The 15,694-nt window shown below is 48.7% G+C and carries 15 protein-coding genes and 1 pseudogene; 11 read left to right on the top strand and 5 right to left on the bottom strand.

Annotated features, from left to right (window positions below):
- Window positions 1–9 precede the first annotated feature (9 nt).
- The 4 genes from V5T57_RS00125 to V5T57_RS00110 all read left to right on the top strand — a co-directional run bounded on the left by V5T57_RS00125 (window position 10) and on the right by V5T57_RS00110 (window position 3,925).
- Window positions 10–372, top strand: coding sequence for a copper-binding protein (locus V5T57_RS00125; protein WP_332889113.1), 363 nt, complete (start codon window positions 10–12; stop codon window positions 370–372).
- 126 nt (window positions 373–498) lie between these two features.
- Window positions 499–1,020, top strand: coding sequence for a hypothetical protein (locus tag V5T57_RS00120; RefSeq protein ID WP_332889112.1), 522 nt, complete (start codon window positions 499–501; stop codon window positions 1,018–1,020).
- 46 nt (window positions 1,021–1,066) lie between these two features.
- Window positions 1,067–1,603, top strand: a complete 537-nt coding sequence (locus V5T57_RS00115; protein ID WP_332889111.1) for a DUF411 domain-containing protein — start codon at window positions 1,067–1,069, stop codon at window positions 1,601–1,603.
- A gap of 282 nt (window positions 1,604–1,885) precedes the next feature.
- Window positions 1,886–3,925: a HAMP domain-containing methyl-accepting chemotaxis protein gene (locus V5T57_RS00110; RefSeq protein WP_332889110.1), complete on the top strand. Its 2,040-nt coding sequence runs from the start codon at window positions 1,886–1,888 to the stop codon at window positions 3,923–3,925.
- Between the two features lie 965 nt (window positions 3,926–4,890).
- Here V5T57_RS00110 and V5T57_RS00105 read toward each other — a convergent pair.
- The 3 genes from V5T57_RS00105 to V5T57_RS00095 all read right to left on the bottom strand — a co-directional run bounded on the left by V5T57_RS00105 (window position 4,891) and on the right by V5T57_RS00095 (window position 8,328).
- Window positions 4,891–5,871, bottom strand: coding sequence for a hypothetical protein (locus tag V5T57_RS00105; protein ID WP_332889109.1), 981 nt, complete (start codon window positions 5,869–5,871; stop codon window positions 4,891–4,893).
- 1,045 nt (window positions 5,872–6,916) lie between these two features.
- Entirely contained in the window at window positions 6,917–7,330 is a 414-nt protein-coding gene (locus tag V5T57_RS00100; RefSeq protein WP_332889108.1) for a ParB-like helix-turn-helix domain-containing protein, read from the bottom strand.
- A gap of 11 nt (window positions 7,331–7,341) precedes the next feature.
- Window positions 7,342–8,328, bottom strand: coding sequence for a recombinase family protein (locus tag V5T57_RS00095; protein ID WP_332889107.1), 987 nt, complete (start codon window positions 8,326–8,328; stop codon window positions 7,342–7,344).
- Between V5T57_RS00095 and V5T57_RS00090 the strand changes: the two genes are divergently transcribed.
- The 4 genes and pseudogenes from V5T57_RS00090 to V5T57_RS00075 all read left to right on the top strand — a co-directional run bounded on the left by V5T57_RS00090 (window position 8,317) and on the right by V5T57_RS00075 (window position 9,762).
- Window positions 8,317–8,484: a head-tail joining protein gene (locus V5T57_RS00090; RefSeq protein WP_332889106.1), complete on the top strand. Its 168-nt coding sequence runs from the start codon at window positions 8,317–8,319 to the stop codon at window positions 8,482–8,484. The genes V5T57_RS00095 and V5T57_RS00090 overlap by 12 nt on opposite strands.
- Window positions 8,485–8,486: 2 nt before the next feature.
- A complete protein-coding gene (locus V5T57_RS00085) occupies window positions 8,487–9,059 on the top strand; it encodes a DUF6441 family protein (protein WP_332889105.1) in 573 nt (190 codons plus the stop codon).
- Between the two features lie 31 nt (window positions 9,060–9,090).
- A pseudogene (locus tag V5T57_RS00080) lies at window positions 9,091–9,228 on the top strand (integrase core domain-containing protein); the annotation flags it as partial.
- 12 nt (window positions 9,229–9,240) lie between these two features.
- Window positions 9,241–9,762 carry a host specificity factor TipJ family phage tail protein gene (locus tag V5T57_RS00075; RefSeq protein ID WP_332889104.1) on the top strand — a complete coding sequence of 174 codons (522 nt, stop codon included), beginning with the start codon at window positions 9,241–9,243 and terminating at the stop codon, window positions 9,760–9,762.
- A 173-nt stretch (window positions 9,763–9,935) separates the two neighbouring features.
- Here the strand turns inward: V5T57_RS00075 and V5T57_RS00070 are convergent, their stop codons facing one another.
- Together V5T57_RS00070 and V5T57_RS00065 are read right to left on the bottom strand one after the other, a co-directional pair.
- Window positions 9,936–11,264 (bottom strand): hypothetical protein, encoded by a 1,329-nt coding sequence (locus V5T57_RS00070; protein WP_332889103.1) that lies wholly within the window; start codon window positions 11,262–11,264, stop codon window positions 9,936–9,938.
- Window positions 11,264–12,232, bottom strand: a complete 969-nt coding sequence (locus V5T57_RS00065; protein WP_332889102.1) for an ABC transporter ATP-binding protein — start codon at window positions 12,230–12,232, stop codon at window positions 11,264–11,266. Before V5T57_RS00065 ends, V5T57_RS00070 begins: the two co-directional genes overlap by 1 nt.
- Window positions 12,233–12,752: 520 nt before the next feature.
- Here V5T57_RS00065 and V5T57_RS00060 point away from each other — a divergent pair.
- The 3 genes from V5T57_RS00060 to V5T57_RS00050 all read left to right on the top strand — a co-directional run bounded on the left by V5T57_RS00060 (window position 12,753) and on the right by V5T57_RS00050 (window position 15,686).
- Window positions 12,753–12,875 carry a hypothetical protein gene (locus V5T57_RS00060; protein ID WP_332889101.1) on the top strand — a complete coding sequence of 41 codons (123 nt, stop codon included), beginning with the start codon at window positions 12,753–12,755 and terminating at the stop codon, window positions 12,873–12,875.
- Between the two features lie 602 nt (window positions 12,876–13,477).
- On the top strand, window positions 13,478–13,765 hold the full coding sequence (locus tag V5T57_RS00055) for a hypothetical protein (RefSeq protein ID WP_332889100.1): 288 nt from the start codon (window positions 13,478–13,480) through the stop codon (window positions 13,763–13,765).
- 52 nt (window positions 13,766–13,817) lie between these two features.
- The gene (locus tag V5T57_RS00050; protein WP_332889099.1) at window positions 13,818–15,686 is read left to right on the top strand and encodes a secretin GspD/PilQ domain-containing protein; all 1,869 of its coding nucleotides are present in this window, start codon (window positions 13,818–13,820) and stop codon (window positions 15,684–15,686) included.
- The last annotated feature ends 8 nt before the right edge of the window (window positions 15,687–15,694 follow it).

The following is a 15,694-nucleotide window of genomic DNA, read 5'->3' as shown; positions in this document are numbered from 1 at the left end:
ATACAACAGATGCGTAAGAACTTTATGACTCTATCCGTGATGTCACTGCTTTTCTTGGCTCCTTATAGTGCCCATGCGGCAGGAGATCATGCCGGTCACGCCATGGCCGAACATGGTGGTAACGCCATGGAGAGCGCTAAAAGCCAAGGCATGACCAAAGGTGTGCTTCACACCGTGGATGTTGCCAATAGTAAAGTGAACCTGACCCATGATCCCATTCAAGCCCTTGGCTGGCCCAAGATGACCATGGATCTTCCTGTTACCAAACGGGTAAAGCTGGGTAAGTTCAAAGCGGGAGATAAGGTGATGTTCACGGTTAAAAAGGGGCGTGATAATCAATTCCGTATTATCAAGATGTCTGTTGCACACTAAGCAGGAATTTGACAGCAAAGTTGGACTTGGTTGAAGCTTGGGAAGCAAAACCGAGTCTAAACTTTGTTGGTCGGGCTTAAGTCATGGCTTTTTCAGACAGAAATAACTGAATAAGGGGTGGGTAAAATGCAAACTCTACGCAGTTGGATTATAATCCTGGCCATGGCAGTAGTATGGCTCGGCAGTTCCATTAATGAGGCCCATGCACATGGTACGGAGAAGCATGGTGAGGCCATAAAGGGTATGGAGAATATCGCACCTGTTCATGGGCTGCCCGGTCATTTGAAAAAGAGGGTTAAAAAGGAGATGGATCGACGCCATGAAGTGATGGAAGAGCTATTGGATGCGATCTTGTCATTGGAGCATGCTGAGGTGGTCAAACATGCCCAGGCATTGACCAACGACTCCTTGTTAAAGAAGGAGCTCTCAGCAGCGGATCAGAGTACATTGAAGCGCCAACTGCCAAAAGGATTTCATGCTTTGGATAATGCAATGGATCAGTATGCTTTGCGTGTGATGAAAGCAGCCGCTCGGCTAGATACCAAAGCAGAAGTCACCCGTTTTGGGGAGTTGTTCAATCAGTGTACGCTATGCCATGTGAAATATGGCGGTGGTCACTTTAAGTCTAAGGGTGGTGGTTATCGCTAATCCGCATAACACCGTGTTGTGAATCTTTTGCTTGGGAGTTGGAACTATGGGTAGAAAAAGTTCAAAAAAACGTCAGGCTAAAAATGACAAAGCAGAGGTCACCTCAACCGGAATGGGGCATGGTATGGGAAAATGGGCGATATCTCTGTTAGCCGTTACCATTGTCAGTGTGGTCAGTTGGTTCATGCTCATGAAAGAGCCAGTAGTTGCTGCAGAAATGGTGGTCTACAAGTCTCCCTCTTGTAGTTGCTGTGGAGCCTGGATCGATTACTTGGAGGAGAATGGATTTCGTGTTGAGGTTGAGAATGTGGATGATATGGATACCGTAAAAAACCGTTTGGGTGTACCCGACCATGCGGCTTCCTGTCATACCGCCCAGATGGGAGATTATGTGATTGAAGGTCACGTCCCCGTTGAAGATATCCTCCGTTTGGTGAAGGAAAAGCCTGATGTAAGGGGGATCGCAGCTCCAGGCATGCCTGTTGGGTCACCAGGGATGGAAGTACCAGGAGAACCAGCAGACCGCTATGATGTTGTGACTTTTACAACGGGTGGTAAGTTACAACTGTTTTCTCGACATTGATTTGCAAGGATGCAGCTTGTCCATTGAGATAAAGTAGTAGAGCATTTCAAAAAACTGGCAAGATAATTTAAGTTTACAATCTAGCCATGAATGACAATGGCAGATGTGCAGACATATGCAAAGAGTGTTGAGTGCCTTTTAAGCCTGGAAAGGCGCCTTGTATCGAATGTACTAATCGCACAGAAAAATATTTTCATGCTTTGAAACAAATGGTAATATTTGCCTAACTGTTCGTTTTCTGTAACGAATTTTAACAAAACGCCCCGTTTAAGGAGCATGTAGATGAAGCTTCAGGATCTGAAGATTGGTATTAAACTGAGCCTTTCTTTCTTCATTATTGCCATCATCATGCTCATTGTAGGCATGGTCGGCTATCTCAACATTGGCCAGATCAATCAAAAAACTGAAGAGATTGTCACTACCTCCCCGCTGATTTCCGCCGCCCTTGAAATGAAACTCACTGTTCAGCACGACATGCAGTTGATCATGGAGTTTCTAGAAGCGGGGGATGAGGCGGAACTGAACGAAATGTGGCAGGAACATGAATCCGCCGTTGCCACTTTTGATACCTACGCCGACGCTATTTTAAAGGGGGCAAAAACGCCCAAAGGCACCATCTATGCCACCGATAACGCCACACTTCGTCGTGTGGTGGCACAAGCGGATCAGTTTCATAACAAGGAATTTCAGCCTCGACTGGTGAAAATCCGCGACATGAAGTTACAGCAGTACCGTATCGCCGCCGATGTCAAGCAAGCCATGGAACAGTTTGAACAAAGTTTTGATCAAATCTTTGATCTTACCGAAAATTTTGAGGTTAAGGTCAAAGAGCATATCGACACACAACTGGCGGCTGGGCGTACAGCCGAGTCGATCATGGACAAGGAGATCACCTGGGCTGATATGGCCATGGAGATCAAAACAACCCTGGCGCTGACCCGTATTCGAGTTGAAGAGATGGCGCAGGATCTGGAAGTGGACGCCACTGCAGGCTTGATCAAGGAGTATGATGCCACCATCGCCGAGTTTGATATCTGGATTGATGCTTTGCTTAACGGTGCCAAAACCATAGAGGGCACGATTGCTGCGGTGGACCTTCCTGAACTTCGCCCCATGGTGGAGCAGATGGATAGCTTCCATAATGGTGCTTTTCAAGGAAGTGCAAAAAAACTCATGTCACTGCATCAGCAGAACAGGCAATCTGAAGCTCAATTGGGGGTATTAGACAAAGAGGCTGACGGCATCGGCGAACAGATGAAAGAGACCCTAACCGGCATTGAACGGGAAGTGCGAAGCCTTATTGACAACAATACCCAGCAGGCCCGCCAAACCACCGCCTCCGCCAGTTCAGAAATTCTTATGGGCGTTATCATGGGGGTCCTTCTGGCCACTTTGTTGGGTTATGTGATGACACGCCATATCAATGCGCCGTTACAGCGATGCCGTGAGGATCTGCTGGCCATGGCTGATGGGGATTTGACCATTGAGCACACACTGGACCGGGGTGATGAGTTGGGACAGTTGCTCAACGGCATCGGTAGCATGGCAGATAAGTTGAAAAGTGTGGTCAATGAGGTGCAACACGCAGCACAAAATGTCTCCAACGGTAGCCATGAACTGACCAGTTCGGCCCAGCGCCTTTCGGAAGGGGCGTCTGAACAGGCTGCCAGTATTGAGCAGACCTCCGCCGCTATGGAGCAGATGGCGGCCAACATCCAGCAAAATATGGACAGTGCGCAGAACACCCGTCAAATCGCCCAAAAAGCGGCCAAGCATGGTGCTCAGGGTGGTGAATCGGTGGATGCATCGGTAGAAGCGATGAAACAGATCGCCGAAAAGATCTCCATTATTGAAGAGATCGCCCGCCAGACCAATCTGCTGGCCCTAAACGCTGCCATCGAAGCAGCCAGGGCCGGTGAACACGGTAAAGGTTTTGCGGTGGTGGCCGCCGAGGTTCGCAAGTTGGCTGAGCGCAGTCAGCTAGCCGCCGGGGAGATCAGCACCTTATCTGCCTCCAGCACCGAAGTGGCGGAACAGGCGGGTAAGATCATCAATACTCTGGTACCGGATATTCAACAAACGGCACAGATGATTGACGGCATCGCCAGCGCCTCTGCCGAACAGAATCAGGGGGCATCCCAGGTCAACGGTGCCATTCAGCAGTTGGATCAGGTTATCCAGGCCAACGCAGGCGCCGCCGAGCAGATGGCAGCGACAGCCGAACAACTCAACGCACAATCAACCACCCTGACCCAAGCGGTGGCCTTTTTCAGGGTTGGTCATGCTTCTACGCAGCAGGTATTGGCCATAAATGGTCGATAGAAAGTACCTGAGGGATGCCAAAATGTGTGCACACTGCTTTTAGCTTACAATGCAAGCCTATGATGCTCTCTTTGGTGCGCGGTAGTAATGGGCTTTATGCTGTCTCCCGATAGTAGGATTTGATGATGCCATCAAGCTTTTCTTTGCATTTAATGGGACCATCGCGGGCAGGTTTGAAATCGACCTGGAGAACATTGTTGCCAATATCCTTTCCCTGGTGTGGGCGAGATTCATTATAATGGCGAAACCAGGTAGTACTGATATCACCATGCTGAGTTGGTGTTCCCCTATCAACAGGGGATCGAACTCTCTCCCCAAAATTCTCAGAATTTCTGATTCCAGTAGCTTTCGCTCCACCAAGATACTTTCAGAGAAGACTCTCTGGCGAAAAACCGGCTCTTAGGCCGGTTTTTTTGTGCCTGGAATTTGGCAATGATTCCAAGGGTTACGGGTATGTCCCGCTGGGTAGTCTTCTCTCTGATCCGAGGTCGGGTCCTCTCAATTTCTGCCGAATCTCTCTCAAAAAGCCGTTTCTCTCAAAAACGTGAGGTCGGCGATCAGCCGACCTCGCACGCCGACCTCTCGCAAATTTTCGCACTGAAACAATGTTTTACAGGAAATACTGATATTGTAGGGTTTGAAGTTTCCTTCGTACAACCAAAAGCTGGTAGAAATGACAGGCGACCTCGTGAAAACCATCCAAAAACAGAGAGATGGACTTTCTTCATTCGAAGAGACTTTCCGGGAAAAGGCCCCTTCGCTCTCTGTCTACCATATGCAGCATCCAACGTATAGCCAAGCCCGGACCTTTGGTGAGTGCAGATGGTGACGATGTGTCCGTTTTGGTAGGTGTGGCGATTACGGCGGAGCCAGTCGCAGAGGTGACCACCCACTGAACAACAGACCATGTTCGTCTATAAGCAAAAAGCCCCAGGGGGCCGTCCTGGGGCTTTTTCCGTTCCTAGCTAGATCTCTAGGTCGGGGATTTCTCGTACCGCCGCTATATGTTCCTGCCAAAATCTTTGCAGATCCTCGGGGGCGTGGGCTGGAAGCCATTGCTGCCCCCAGTTCTCAAAGGGGTGGGGGTCTGGTTCGGGAAGTGGTGATTGCTTACCGAGCCATAGCAGTTCAGATGATACAGCTTGAGTAACCCGAAGGATTCGCTTCTGGCATTCCCGTATCTTGTTTAAAGTCACCTGTAATTTGTCCGCATCGACAAATTCACGTGATGTGGTGTCTGCTGCGTGGGCAACAAACTTGTCTGCATAGAGAACCATCTCATTGATTTCATGAAAGATAAGGGATTTATCAAGCTTGGTGAAGATCTTGTCGTGGATGGTGTCGGTTCGCTCCCGCTTGTTAGGGTTGGTGCGGGAGATCTTATCAAATAATTCATGTAGCTTTATGCATGTGCCCCAGGCGTCAGACCCGCGTGTTTCCAACCCTTTGAATTTTGGGTCTTCTCCTGCTTGGCGGGATTCAAGTGTTTCCAGATACATTTGGGCTTCTGAATGTTCGTAATCATATGGCGCGTCGTGGTAGGCGATGAAGCATTCCCGTGTGAATAACTCTCGGTGTGCCTTGATGTCCTTGATTAATCTTCTGATGGAAATGGGCTGCCTTTCTTCACGATCGGACGGTTGCTCCACCAATCGCCGGATAGCTGCCACCTGCATGGTGATATATCCCTGATTGATGAAACGGCCTAATGTGCCGTCAGTGGCCACAAACGGCCCCCCATCATCTTCATGCTCTTTACACATCCGGCGGCCATTATTCAACGCCCGGAAAATGGCATCATTCAAAAATAAGTTTAGGAGCTGATTCTTCAAAGAGTGACGGTCATTCCCATTCAGCCAGTCATTCCAAACATCCATACGATCTTCCAGTTGACGGCGCTTTGTGTGATCAACAACGTCAGGGTGGGGTGGTGTTGTGGGGGCCATGGTTTGTGCCTCTTATTAAGCGATTGAAAAAGCAATATTGCCTTGAGAGGCCAATTCGCACAAGGTGGCGGGATATCATAGGTAGACACCCAATGAGGCCCTAATCTAATCTCGACACATCGCACCCAACACCCAACACCACGCCCACAGCATCCTGGTAGGCTGATCTTGAGGGGAGGGGGGCGGTGAGGGCTGATAGGCGGGTTGCTCAAGGGGCTTGGATAGTGGCGGTTGTGCGTCGTTATATGTGATTGAGAGGGCGATGGGGCGTTGTCGTGGGTGCGCGCCTCCTCGGGGAGGATGCGCTTGTAGCTGCTAGTCTATGGTCCTGAAAACACAAGCAGCTACAAGGCCGCGCTGTGCTTGTAGATACTTTGCGATCGTTCCTTCAGTGGGCTAGGGTAGGTGAGCCCAAAAGCAGGAAACTAGATCGCATCCAGGTCAGGAGTCAACGGCGTCTTAGGAGTAGCATTAAGGTGGATTTTGGAGGATAGTTTGGTCATGATTGTGACTCGTTGTGTGTCACTTGAAGAGCGTCGGATTGTATAGGTCGTGGCAGAGTTTAGACAGAAATAGGAGATTGTGCGAATGCAAGACCACAGGCCATGGATCTTTGAGTCAGGTGTTAACCTTAGCGGATCATCTACAATTAGTGACTTCTTGCTTTGGTTTTGGCTTGGTGTAAGTGGCTCTATTTTTTTCCTGGCGATGGCCTTTTGTACATCATGATTCATAAAGCGCCATCAATTGCCACATTCTTTGAAATCACATTCAGTAGTTACGGTGGAGTATTTTCGGGAATCGTGTCTTTCATATTCTGGGCTACAGTAATTTATTTGTACGCTTGGCTATTAGCTTGGCTGGAATAATCGCTGCGTATGCGGGGTTCCAAAATACAGGCGACAACGCCCCATCGTGCTGTAAAAGCTGGGGTTACACTTTTAAATAAGTGGTAGAAATAGAAATCACGCTGCTCCACGGCAATAGGACTTAATGATTCCGTCCAGGGGATCGTGACATTGGGTTAAGCGGGTAGGAATGAGATTCAAAGGTGGCTTGTGAATCCCCACTTTTCCCTCTGCTCTGACCAGAGTAGCGGAATGCTTTCACGCAGACTCTCCAAGCTGAATGTCTCTGGTACACGCCCATCCAGAATCGCTTCGATAATATCTGGGGCCAGGATGGTAAGGCGTAGGACCCGTGCCATCATAGAGCGTTCCACACCCTCACGTTCAGCAAGTTGGGCAATGGTCATGGTTTCGCTCTTATCCAGCATCTTCTGCCATTTCTGGGCCTTTGTAAGGGCGTTGAGCATGGGATCCTCGGAGGGATTAGTCATCTCCTGGCGCGCTTGCTCATGCTCTGGCAGGATTACCATGCGTTTACCGCCCTGACGATGAAAGCGCATGGGGATTTTAAAAATGATGGTTTTGTGGTCTTGGCTCAGCTTACCCTTCATTGAATGGCCTCCTAAGTTTGGGGTGTTGGGGATAGTTCCGCCACCAAACTGGTAATCCCGTCGACACGGACCCTCACCTCCATGGATGTAGTGGTAAGAATGACATTTTCCACCAACAGGCTGAGCAGGCGGTTCTGCTCGATGGGAAAAAGCTCATCCCAGATGGGGTTGATCTTTTTCAACGCCATGGTGACATCTTGTTCTTGGATGTCAGGATCTGTGTGCGCAGCCTGTCGCCAGACTCGGGTGATAATCTCCGGTGTTTGAATGATCTGGCGAACCCTCTTGAATACCCCCTCATCAACCTGGGGGGCGGAAACAGAAGCCAAAGGGCAATCGGCATGGCTATTTTTGGAAGCGGTCATGCAGAGGTAGTATCGGTACTGGACCCCATTCTTGCGGGTGTGGGTAGGCCGCATGGCGCGATTGCAATGACCACAACGAATGATGCCCTTCAAGGGAGCGGGGCTCTGGTTGCGACTGTTGTTGCTGCGAGAGCGCTTATTCTTTTTCAGGATGCTCTGTACCTTGTCCCACAGATCCTGTTCAATAATGGGGGCATGTTCACCGGGGTAGACCTCTCCCCGGAAAGCCACCTCCCCCAGATAGACCCGGTTGTTTAGAATCTTGTAGAGGGTGCCTTTATCGATGGGCTTTCCACCTTTGATCCGTCCATCGGATAACTGGCGAATCTTTGAGACGATGCCCTTTTCGGTTAACTCTTTGATCAGAAGCGTCGCAGAACCGATCTGGGTGAAGCGTTTAAAGATCTGACGAACCTGCCCAGCCTCTTTTGGATTTACCGCCAGCTTGCGTTCTTTTTCATCGTAGCCCAGTGGGGGATGGCCACCCATCCAGATACCTCGTTTGCGGGAGGCGGCGTATTTATCACGAATCCGCTCTGCCGTGACCTCCCGCTCATACTGGGCGAAGGAGAGCAGCATATTGAGAGTCAATCGCCCCATGGAGTTGGCAGTGTTGAAGGATTGGGTATCCATGCTGAAACCTCACTGTTTGAGGTTCGAACCTCTGAAGTAGCCAATCCCCAGCCTGATGATCAAGTAGAGGTGAACGGTGTGACTTATATCGTTCAGGGAGAACCCATGGCTGATCGGGATCGGTTGGTCTGGACCTTGGACTGCTACCCGGCCTGAACATGCGCCTTGCGACCACCATCATTGGATCCATCCGTCAGGACATGGAACAGGATCTTCTGCGTATCAAACACTCTGTGACGACTGGCACCAAAGAAGCGGGCCAGGGTTTGAAAACGGAACTGCGTCAGCAGGTGGTTGCTGCTGGGTTGGGGGTTCGTCTCTCCCGAAGCTGGCGGAATCGGACCTACCCCAACCAGGGTACCAATGCCGCTTCTCTGGTTTGGTCCAAGGCACCCAAGATCATGCGTACCTTTGATCGTGGTGCAGTGATCAAGGGGAAGGATGGCCTTTGGCTGGCCATTCCTACCCCTGCTGCCCCAAAGCGGGGCACCGATGGTAAACGGGTACACCCAGGCAATTTCCCCGAAGGCAGGTATGGACCTCTTCGGTTTGTCTACCGAAAGGGAAAGCCGTCACTACTGGTGGTGGATGGGGTGCGCATCAGCGCCAAAACCGGTCGGGTAGGGAGGCGGGCAAAAGGCGGTAGCTACACCAAATCAGGAAGGCTGAAAAGTGGTATCACCACCGTAGTGATGTTCATCATGGTGCCCCAGGCCCGTTTGCCGAAATAGCTGGATGTGGCCAGAGCCACCAACCGCTGGCTGGCTCGGTTACCTGTTCACGTCAATCAGAGAGGTTCAAGAGATGGCGACTTCATGGTTATGGAGCTACAATCATGAACGACCGAATATGGCTATTGGTGGTATAACGCCTAACCAGAAACTGGCTATGGCTGCTTAACTCTACTTTTGAATGCCCCTAAAATGGGGGGAATACCGTTGCACGAACCAAGCCCATGCCCAGAGGGAAGGGGGCTACATGGCAGCAGCCAACCGGTATCGAAGGCGCATCATCACTTTCCAAACAGAGATGGAAGGTCTCATCCCCACCTATGGGGATCTTATTGCCATCACCCACGATGTTCCGGAGTGGGGGCAGTCAGCTGAGGTCGTATCCGTGGAAGATAATCGACTCACCCTGACAGAGCCTTTGGAGTGGGGAGAGGGGGTAGATCATGTGGTTGCCATCAGAAATCAGGACGGTTCTGTCAGCGGTCCATGGCCTGCCCAACATGGAATGAAGTCCAATCAGGTCATTGTTTCTGAGCTGGATTTTTCACTGACTGTTGGGGCTGAAGCTGAGCGTACACACATCGCTTTTGGCACCACAACTCAGTGGAGTCTGTTGGCCAGAGTGCTTTCTATACGTCCACGGGGTGAGCGAGTAGAGATCATGGCTGTTGGTGAGCATGACACCGTTCACCTGAATGGGTGACCACCCTGATCCAGCTCGTACCAAAGGGGAGCTCTGTGCCCGGTCGTTTGTCCAAGTTGTCAAAAAGCTCAACTTTTCATCCAAACAGCATAACTCAGTGGGAAGAAAATAGTTGTGACTTCAACATAGACGTTGTTTATTTGGGTTATAGTCCTATTAGCTTGGCTAATCCATCAGGCCGCATTTTTCAAAGCTTTTAGCTTAGTCCCAGTGCGATATCGGTAATAGAGCAGGGCAACAATTTGTAAAGCGACAAATAGATGTGGGCCCACCGAAGAGGGGGCAAATGGTGAAACATAGGCGATTAAAAATTCTAAGGAAAAACTCCCCAATACGATGGGGGCAGTGATATAGAAAAAGGCCAATATTAAGATAATTTGACCGTCATGCTTACGTGAGGGGATCATGTGATTAAGCAGGCTCATTGCCAACATATCCCTTAGGCAATAGGATGCAATAAGTAAGAAAAATAATTGGTTATGATCAGGAATTAATTCCAGCGCCCTTGTTACAAACCACCCTGTTAGCATCACGACGTATGTTACTAAATAACGGGGTAAGCCGTCTCCCCACTTATACCAAGCGTCGGATCGAATCCAGTGTAAAGCTTGTTTCGGTTCCGTGGCCAACATCAGATAAAAAAGAAGCGCCAAAACCGAAAGTGTAATATGGGCAGAGCTATTGCCCCCCAAAAGAATGGTTCCCAAATACTCCAGACTATAGGGCATTGTTTCGAAACCATGGATGAAAACGACCAGCATTGCTAAAAAGAACAACCAAAGCCAGATGCCTGTAGGGCGCCCCAAAATACGACGGAGTACAATAGTGGTGCTAATTAAACCTATAAAAGCAATGGTGATAGTGAGGTAAAAAGTAAATATCCTTGTGGGTAAAATATGGCCATACCATAAGGTTTGGTCCAGCATCGCGGTCCAGTCCACGCGATTATCTATATAACTCAAAGCAGGGAAAGAAAATAGGATACCTATGATTTGCGCGCCCATTTGAGACCAGAGCCCAAAGGAACCGCTATCTCCCTGTTGACGGTTCAAAAACAGGATCTGAACCCAAAAAGTGACCACATGACATATCAGGCCAGCAGATAGAAGAAGCGCTATGCTGTAGAAAAGGTAGCTTGGTGTTTGCCACTCTGACTCAACGACAGCATAGACCCCGATGCATAGAAGTCCGCCTGCCCAGTTACTTATAGTAATACCAAATAGTTTACCTATGACAACTTGATGAGCTTTGGTTTGTGACAGGCGTAATATATCCCAGGTTGCGAGTTGAAACTCTTCTGTAAGTGATTGGCTGATCAGGCGCGTACCACGCAATAATATTAATATCAAATAGAGATAAAACGCTGCTTGGGAAGAGATGAATGAAAAAGAAAAATCGTCTAGAATAAAGCTAAAGGAAAGAACAATAAATACAGAACCCAAATCTATGCTAAGGGCGCGTATGGAGAGGCCGCGTAGCTGATGCTTTTTCCATTCAGACATTACCATATCTTTTTGCTTTCATTGCGGATATGTTTCTGATAAGTGTCAAGGAGGGAGGGTGATTTTTCTCTTACAGCTATAATGGGTGCATTGTGTTCAAATAAGTATCTTAAGAACATATTTCGATCTTTAAGCGTCCCCGAATAGAGGCAACTAACGGTATGCACTTGTTCCATGGAAATTTCATCGCAGTCTGGGCTGTTTTCTAACAGGTTTGCCATTTTAGATTTATGCGTTTCTCCAGGTAGTAGATCAAAAATCAGGCGGATCGAGGATAGATCGGAAGTGACTGCTTGGAGTGTTTGATCTTCTAAAACTTTCCCTTGATCGAGCACAAGGAGATGGGTGGCGTATCTGTCCATCTCAGATAGGATATGAGATGAGACGATCAAGCAGGTCCCTTGTTTCTTAAGTTGATCAATAAGGTCACCAAGCTGTTCGCGGGCGTCAGCGTCTAAGCCGCTGCTGGGCTCATCCATGGCGATGAATCTAGGTTGGTGTATGGTAGCTTGTACGATAGCGACTCTCTGTCGCCATCCACGGGAAAGATTCTTTACTACGATATCTGCTTTACGCGCTAACTCTAGTTTATTTAACCCTTCTGCAATGGCTTGTTCAGCTTTATCCGCTGAGAGGCCATGCAAATTGGCCGTGTAGGATAGGTTTTGCCGGATGGTCATGTCCAAGTGGCATCCGCCACGATCAGGTTGATAGCCTAGTGAGCCGTTTAATTGGCATCTATGTTGATGTGGTGATAAACCATGATGGGCAATTTCTCCTTTTTGATGTGGAAGAAGACCCAAAAGCTGTCGAATTAAGGTCGTTTTTCCAGCGCCGTTAGGACCAACAAGTGCCGTGACGCTACCTTGGGGGCGCGTGAAAGTGACACGATCTAAGACATGGTTCTTGCCATATCGGTAACTTAACTCCGATACGAATAATGCCTCTATCGTATTCTGGATAGGCATCTTTTAAAGTCCTGTATATGTGCTGGTTTAAGCGGAAACATGACAGTCTTAAAATCCAAAGTATCAATTCGCTGACCGACTTTATCCCATTTCATGGATGGCTGGAAAGCTATCGTCTTCACATGGATTTATGTTCTTTTCAGCCCGTTTCCCATTTTAACTCACGTGCAGCCAAAATCTCTTCATGATGTCCATCCAGACGATCTCTTGGCGTGATCTAACCGGTGGCGCTATGCAACGAATGCGTGTTGTCGTGGTCAATGTATCCTGGCGCTCCTCGCTGTGCATCTTGCAGAAATAGGGGCGTCTGGGGACGAATATATTCACGCTTCAACGTGCCGTAAAACAGCTACAACTTGCTAATGCTTAAGGATAATAGGGGGACGTCCGTACATGTGTCATGCCATTGTCCTGGATAAAGGTCTTGAAGTCCTTAGCTACAAACTGAGCGCCCTTGTCTGAGAAAATACGCGGCTTGGCTTCAGGGTAGGCTTCCTTGATCCTGAGCAGGATCACCTCAATGTCACCCTTCAGCAACCTGACGGTCACGGGCTTGTTGGCCTCGTTTATCGGCCTGGGCTGCTTTACCATTCTCAAACAGTGCATTTTACCAACCATACGTACTGACTGGGCTGGATGCTGACTTCTTCAAAAATGTCCGACAGAACAGCCTTTTCGACTAGGTATCGCCGGACATAGTTGATCTTCTGTGTAGCAGTGAGCCACCGTTTCTTCTGTCCTCTCTCAATCTCTGTCCATTATCTATATATCATGAACGACGATTATGTCACCTTCCATCAGGATCTAACACTTTAGCCTTGAACGCTTCTGTAAATGCCCTTCTCTGCTTCCTCATCTGAACATCCCCTGCTGGCATTAGAAGCTCGGGATAAATGTCCTTAATCCTGGGGAAGGTCAAAAAAGTAACTTTTTGAAATTCTCGCATATACATGAATATGGGTTGTGTTGGATAAAAAAACCTAGCCAAAAAACATATCTAGCATCTCACAAAGGTCTCTTTGGAGACATAGGTGTTGCGAGTCTGTGCCAAAAGTTTGCAGGAACGTCTCATTTTGCGTGATTTGAGTTGATGCATAACAAGAGTTTTTGTAAGTATTTATGGGGTGCAGTGGATAGAATGCTCTTGTTTTGGTTGTTAGAATCTGAGATTGAGTCACACGTTGTTCTGATTTGGTAAGCTTACATCCTGGAATGAATGAGTATGTTTTTTTGAAGGGAACAGAGATGTTTAGTATTCGTAAAACGGTTACCGCTTTTATGTTAGCGAGTACGCTTTTCGCGTTATCTCCAAACACATACGCCAGTGACAATGCGGGCCGGTATGAAGCCATTGTCATACAGCGTTCGGTACAAGGCAAAGGCGGCCATAAACTTGCCGTTTATGGAACCATGATGGTCGATACCAACACGGGCCGATCCTGGGTGCTCGATGAAAAAATTGGTAAGTGGGTAGCCGTTGGGTACAAAGTGCCGGGGACTAATATGGTTTTAGAACCGGGTAAGGCCAAGTAAATCAAATGCATCGTGCCTTTCAAACAATCCTAATAGATCAGAGTTTTAAATCATGCCAAGCTTGAGAAAGCACGCCACCATTGCGTTATTATTTGGTGCCCTACTAAGCGGATGCGGATTAAACGGCGCCATTGATCCAATCATCCAGCCCAGCATTAAGGTTAGCCAGCCAGAGCTGATGGATAAAGTCAATCAAGCATTGGCGCAGGCACCTGCCGAGAGTAAAGATCACCGCCGTTATCAAGCAGAGGGTCTCATAGCGCTCAATGAAGGCCGGTTGGATGATGCACACCATCTTTTCAATTTGGCGCTAGACCGAGATGCTAAAAATGCGGATCTGCATTTTTTAAACAGCTACACCTATGAGCTGTTAGCTAAAACCCAAGGAAAAGAATACCTGGAGATGGCCAGCGTCGGTTATCAGACCGCCTTGAAGTTTAATCCAGCACATTGGTTGGCCTCTTTCCGTCTTGGGCACTGGCATTTGATAAATAAAGAGTATGACAAGGCCAGATCATTACTGGCCAATGCCCTGCTGTTGGAACCGGAACATCCTGGAATTCTGTATGACCTGGCTGTGGCCAGCTATTACCTGCACGATCCCCAGGCCGCCCGTGCCATGCTTGAGACAATTCCTCGCGGATTTAGTGATACGGCTTTGGTGCATCAAGCTAAAGCTCTCACCTATGCTGCGCTTGGAGAGCAAAAGAAGGCTTTAGCTGAGGTCAAGCGGTTTGGTGCATTGAGTAGCTCCATTAGCCGCGAGATCATTGAAAAGCGAGTTGAACAGTGGAGGCAATTCCATGCCCGCCTGGATGGTGGCGAACTGTTCTTGAAGAAAGTTGGTTTTTTTGGTGACGACGGCGGTGAAAGCGCCGGTGGCCTGGGCAAGCTGGGAAGTGGTGGCGGCGCGCCGGTTGCGGCTAATGAAGAAGGTCCGGCCTTGCCCGATATGATCGTGGTGGATGTCGTGGTGATTCGTGAGTCTGAGTCGGCGTCAGACTCCCACGGGATCAATGTGTTGAGTTCTTTGTATCTAACCGCTACCTCTACTATTAAAGATTCGTTGACAACGGTAGTTGGAACCACATTAAAGTTGGCTACGACAAGTGGCGGAACTTCGATGAATTATGCGCTGAATTTAGCCAACGTAGCAGATAGCACTTCAAAAATTATGGCGCGTCCATCGTTGTCGGTTTTGGACGGTGAAACGGCCTCTTTCTTTTTAGGCTCAGAGCTCACCTATATGGGGACAGGAGAAGCGGCGCGGTCCTACGACAAAGAGGTTGGCTTGACGATGCAGGTTACGCCGGAAACCCAAGCGGATGGACGGGTCCGTATCACTGCTAATGTGGAGTTTGATCAGTTTGTGGAATCATTTACTGCGACTGCAGAGTATGCCCAGAAGATGGAAACTCTGAAGAACAAGGTGGATAGCACGGCGCTTCTTCTCCCCGGAGAAACGCTGGTGTTGGGAGGGGGGACCACCTCCAATCAATCCGATAGTGAAAGTGCCGTACCGTTTCTCGGTAAGGTGCCCGGCCTGCAATATCTTTTCAATTCGCAATCCACCACCACCACCGAAACTTCATTGATCATATTAATCACGCCGCGCAAAGCCTCTAGTGTGGATGACCAAAAGACAATCGAAGAAGCGTTGGAAGGTGAGGACAAGACCAGCGGCAAGATTGACGCAAGCTCAATGGCTCTGCTTAAAAAACGTTTCAAATATTGGTTCAAGCCCACAAATAACCTAACCAAGACCATGCTTGGGCTGTCTAAAACCGATCTTTATCGAGAGTTCCGTCAAGGGGATCTTGAGCTTATCGATCTAGATAAAGATGGGGATATGGACTATGTAGACAATGCCCATAAGCATCGAACGATCATTGATGAGATCATAGGTATGATCTACTTCTAGTTAGATTT

The sequence above is a fragment of the Magnetococcus sp. PR-3 genome, from assembly GCF_036689865.1.
Classification (GTDB): Bacteria; Pseudomonadota; Magnetococcia; order Magnetococcales; family Magnetococcaceae; genus Magnetococcus.
This window is presented reverse-complemented; position numbering and strand designations above follow the sequence as displayed.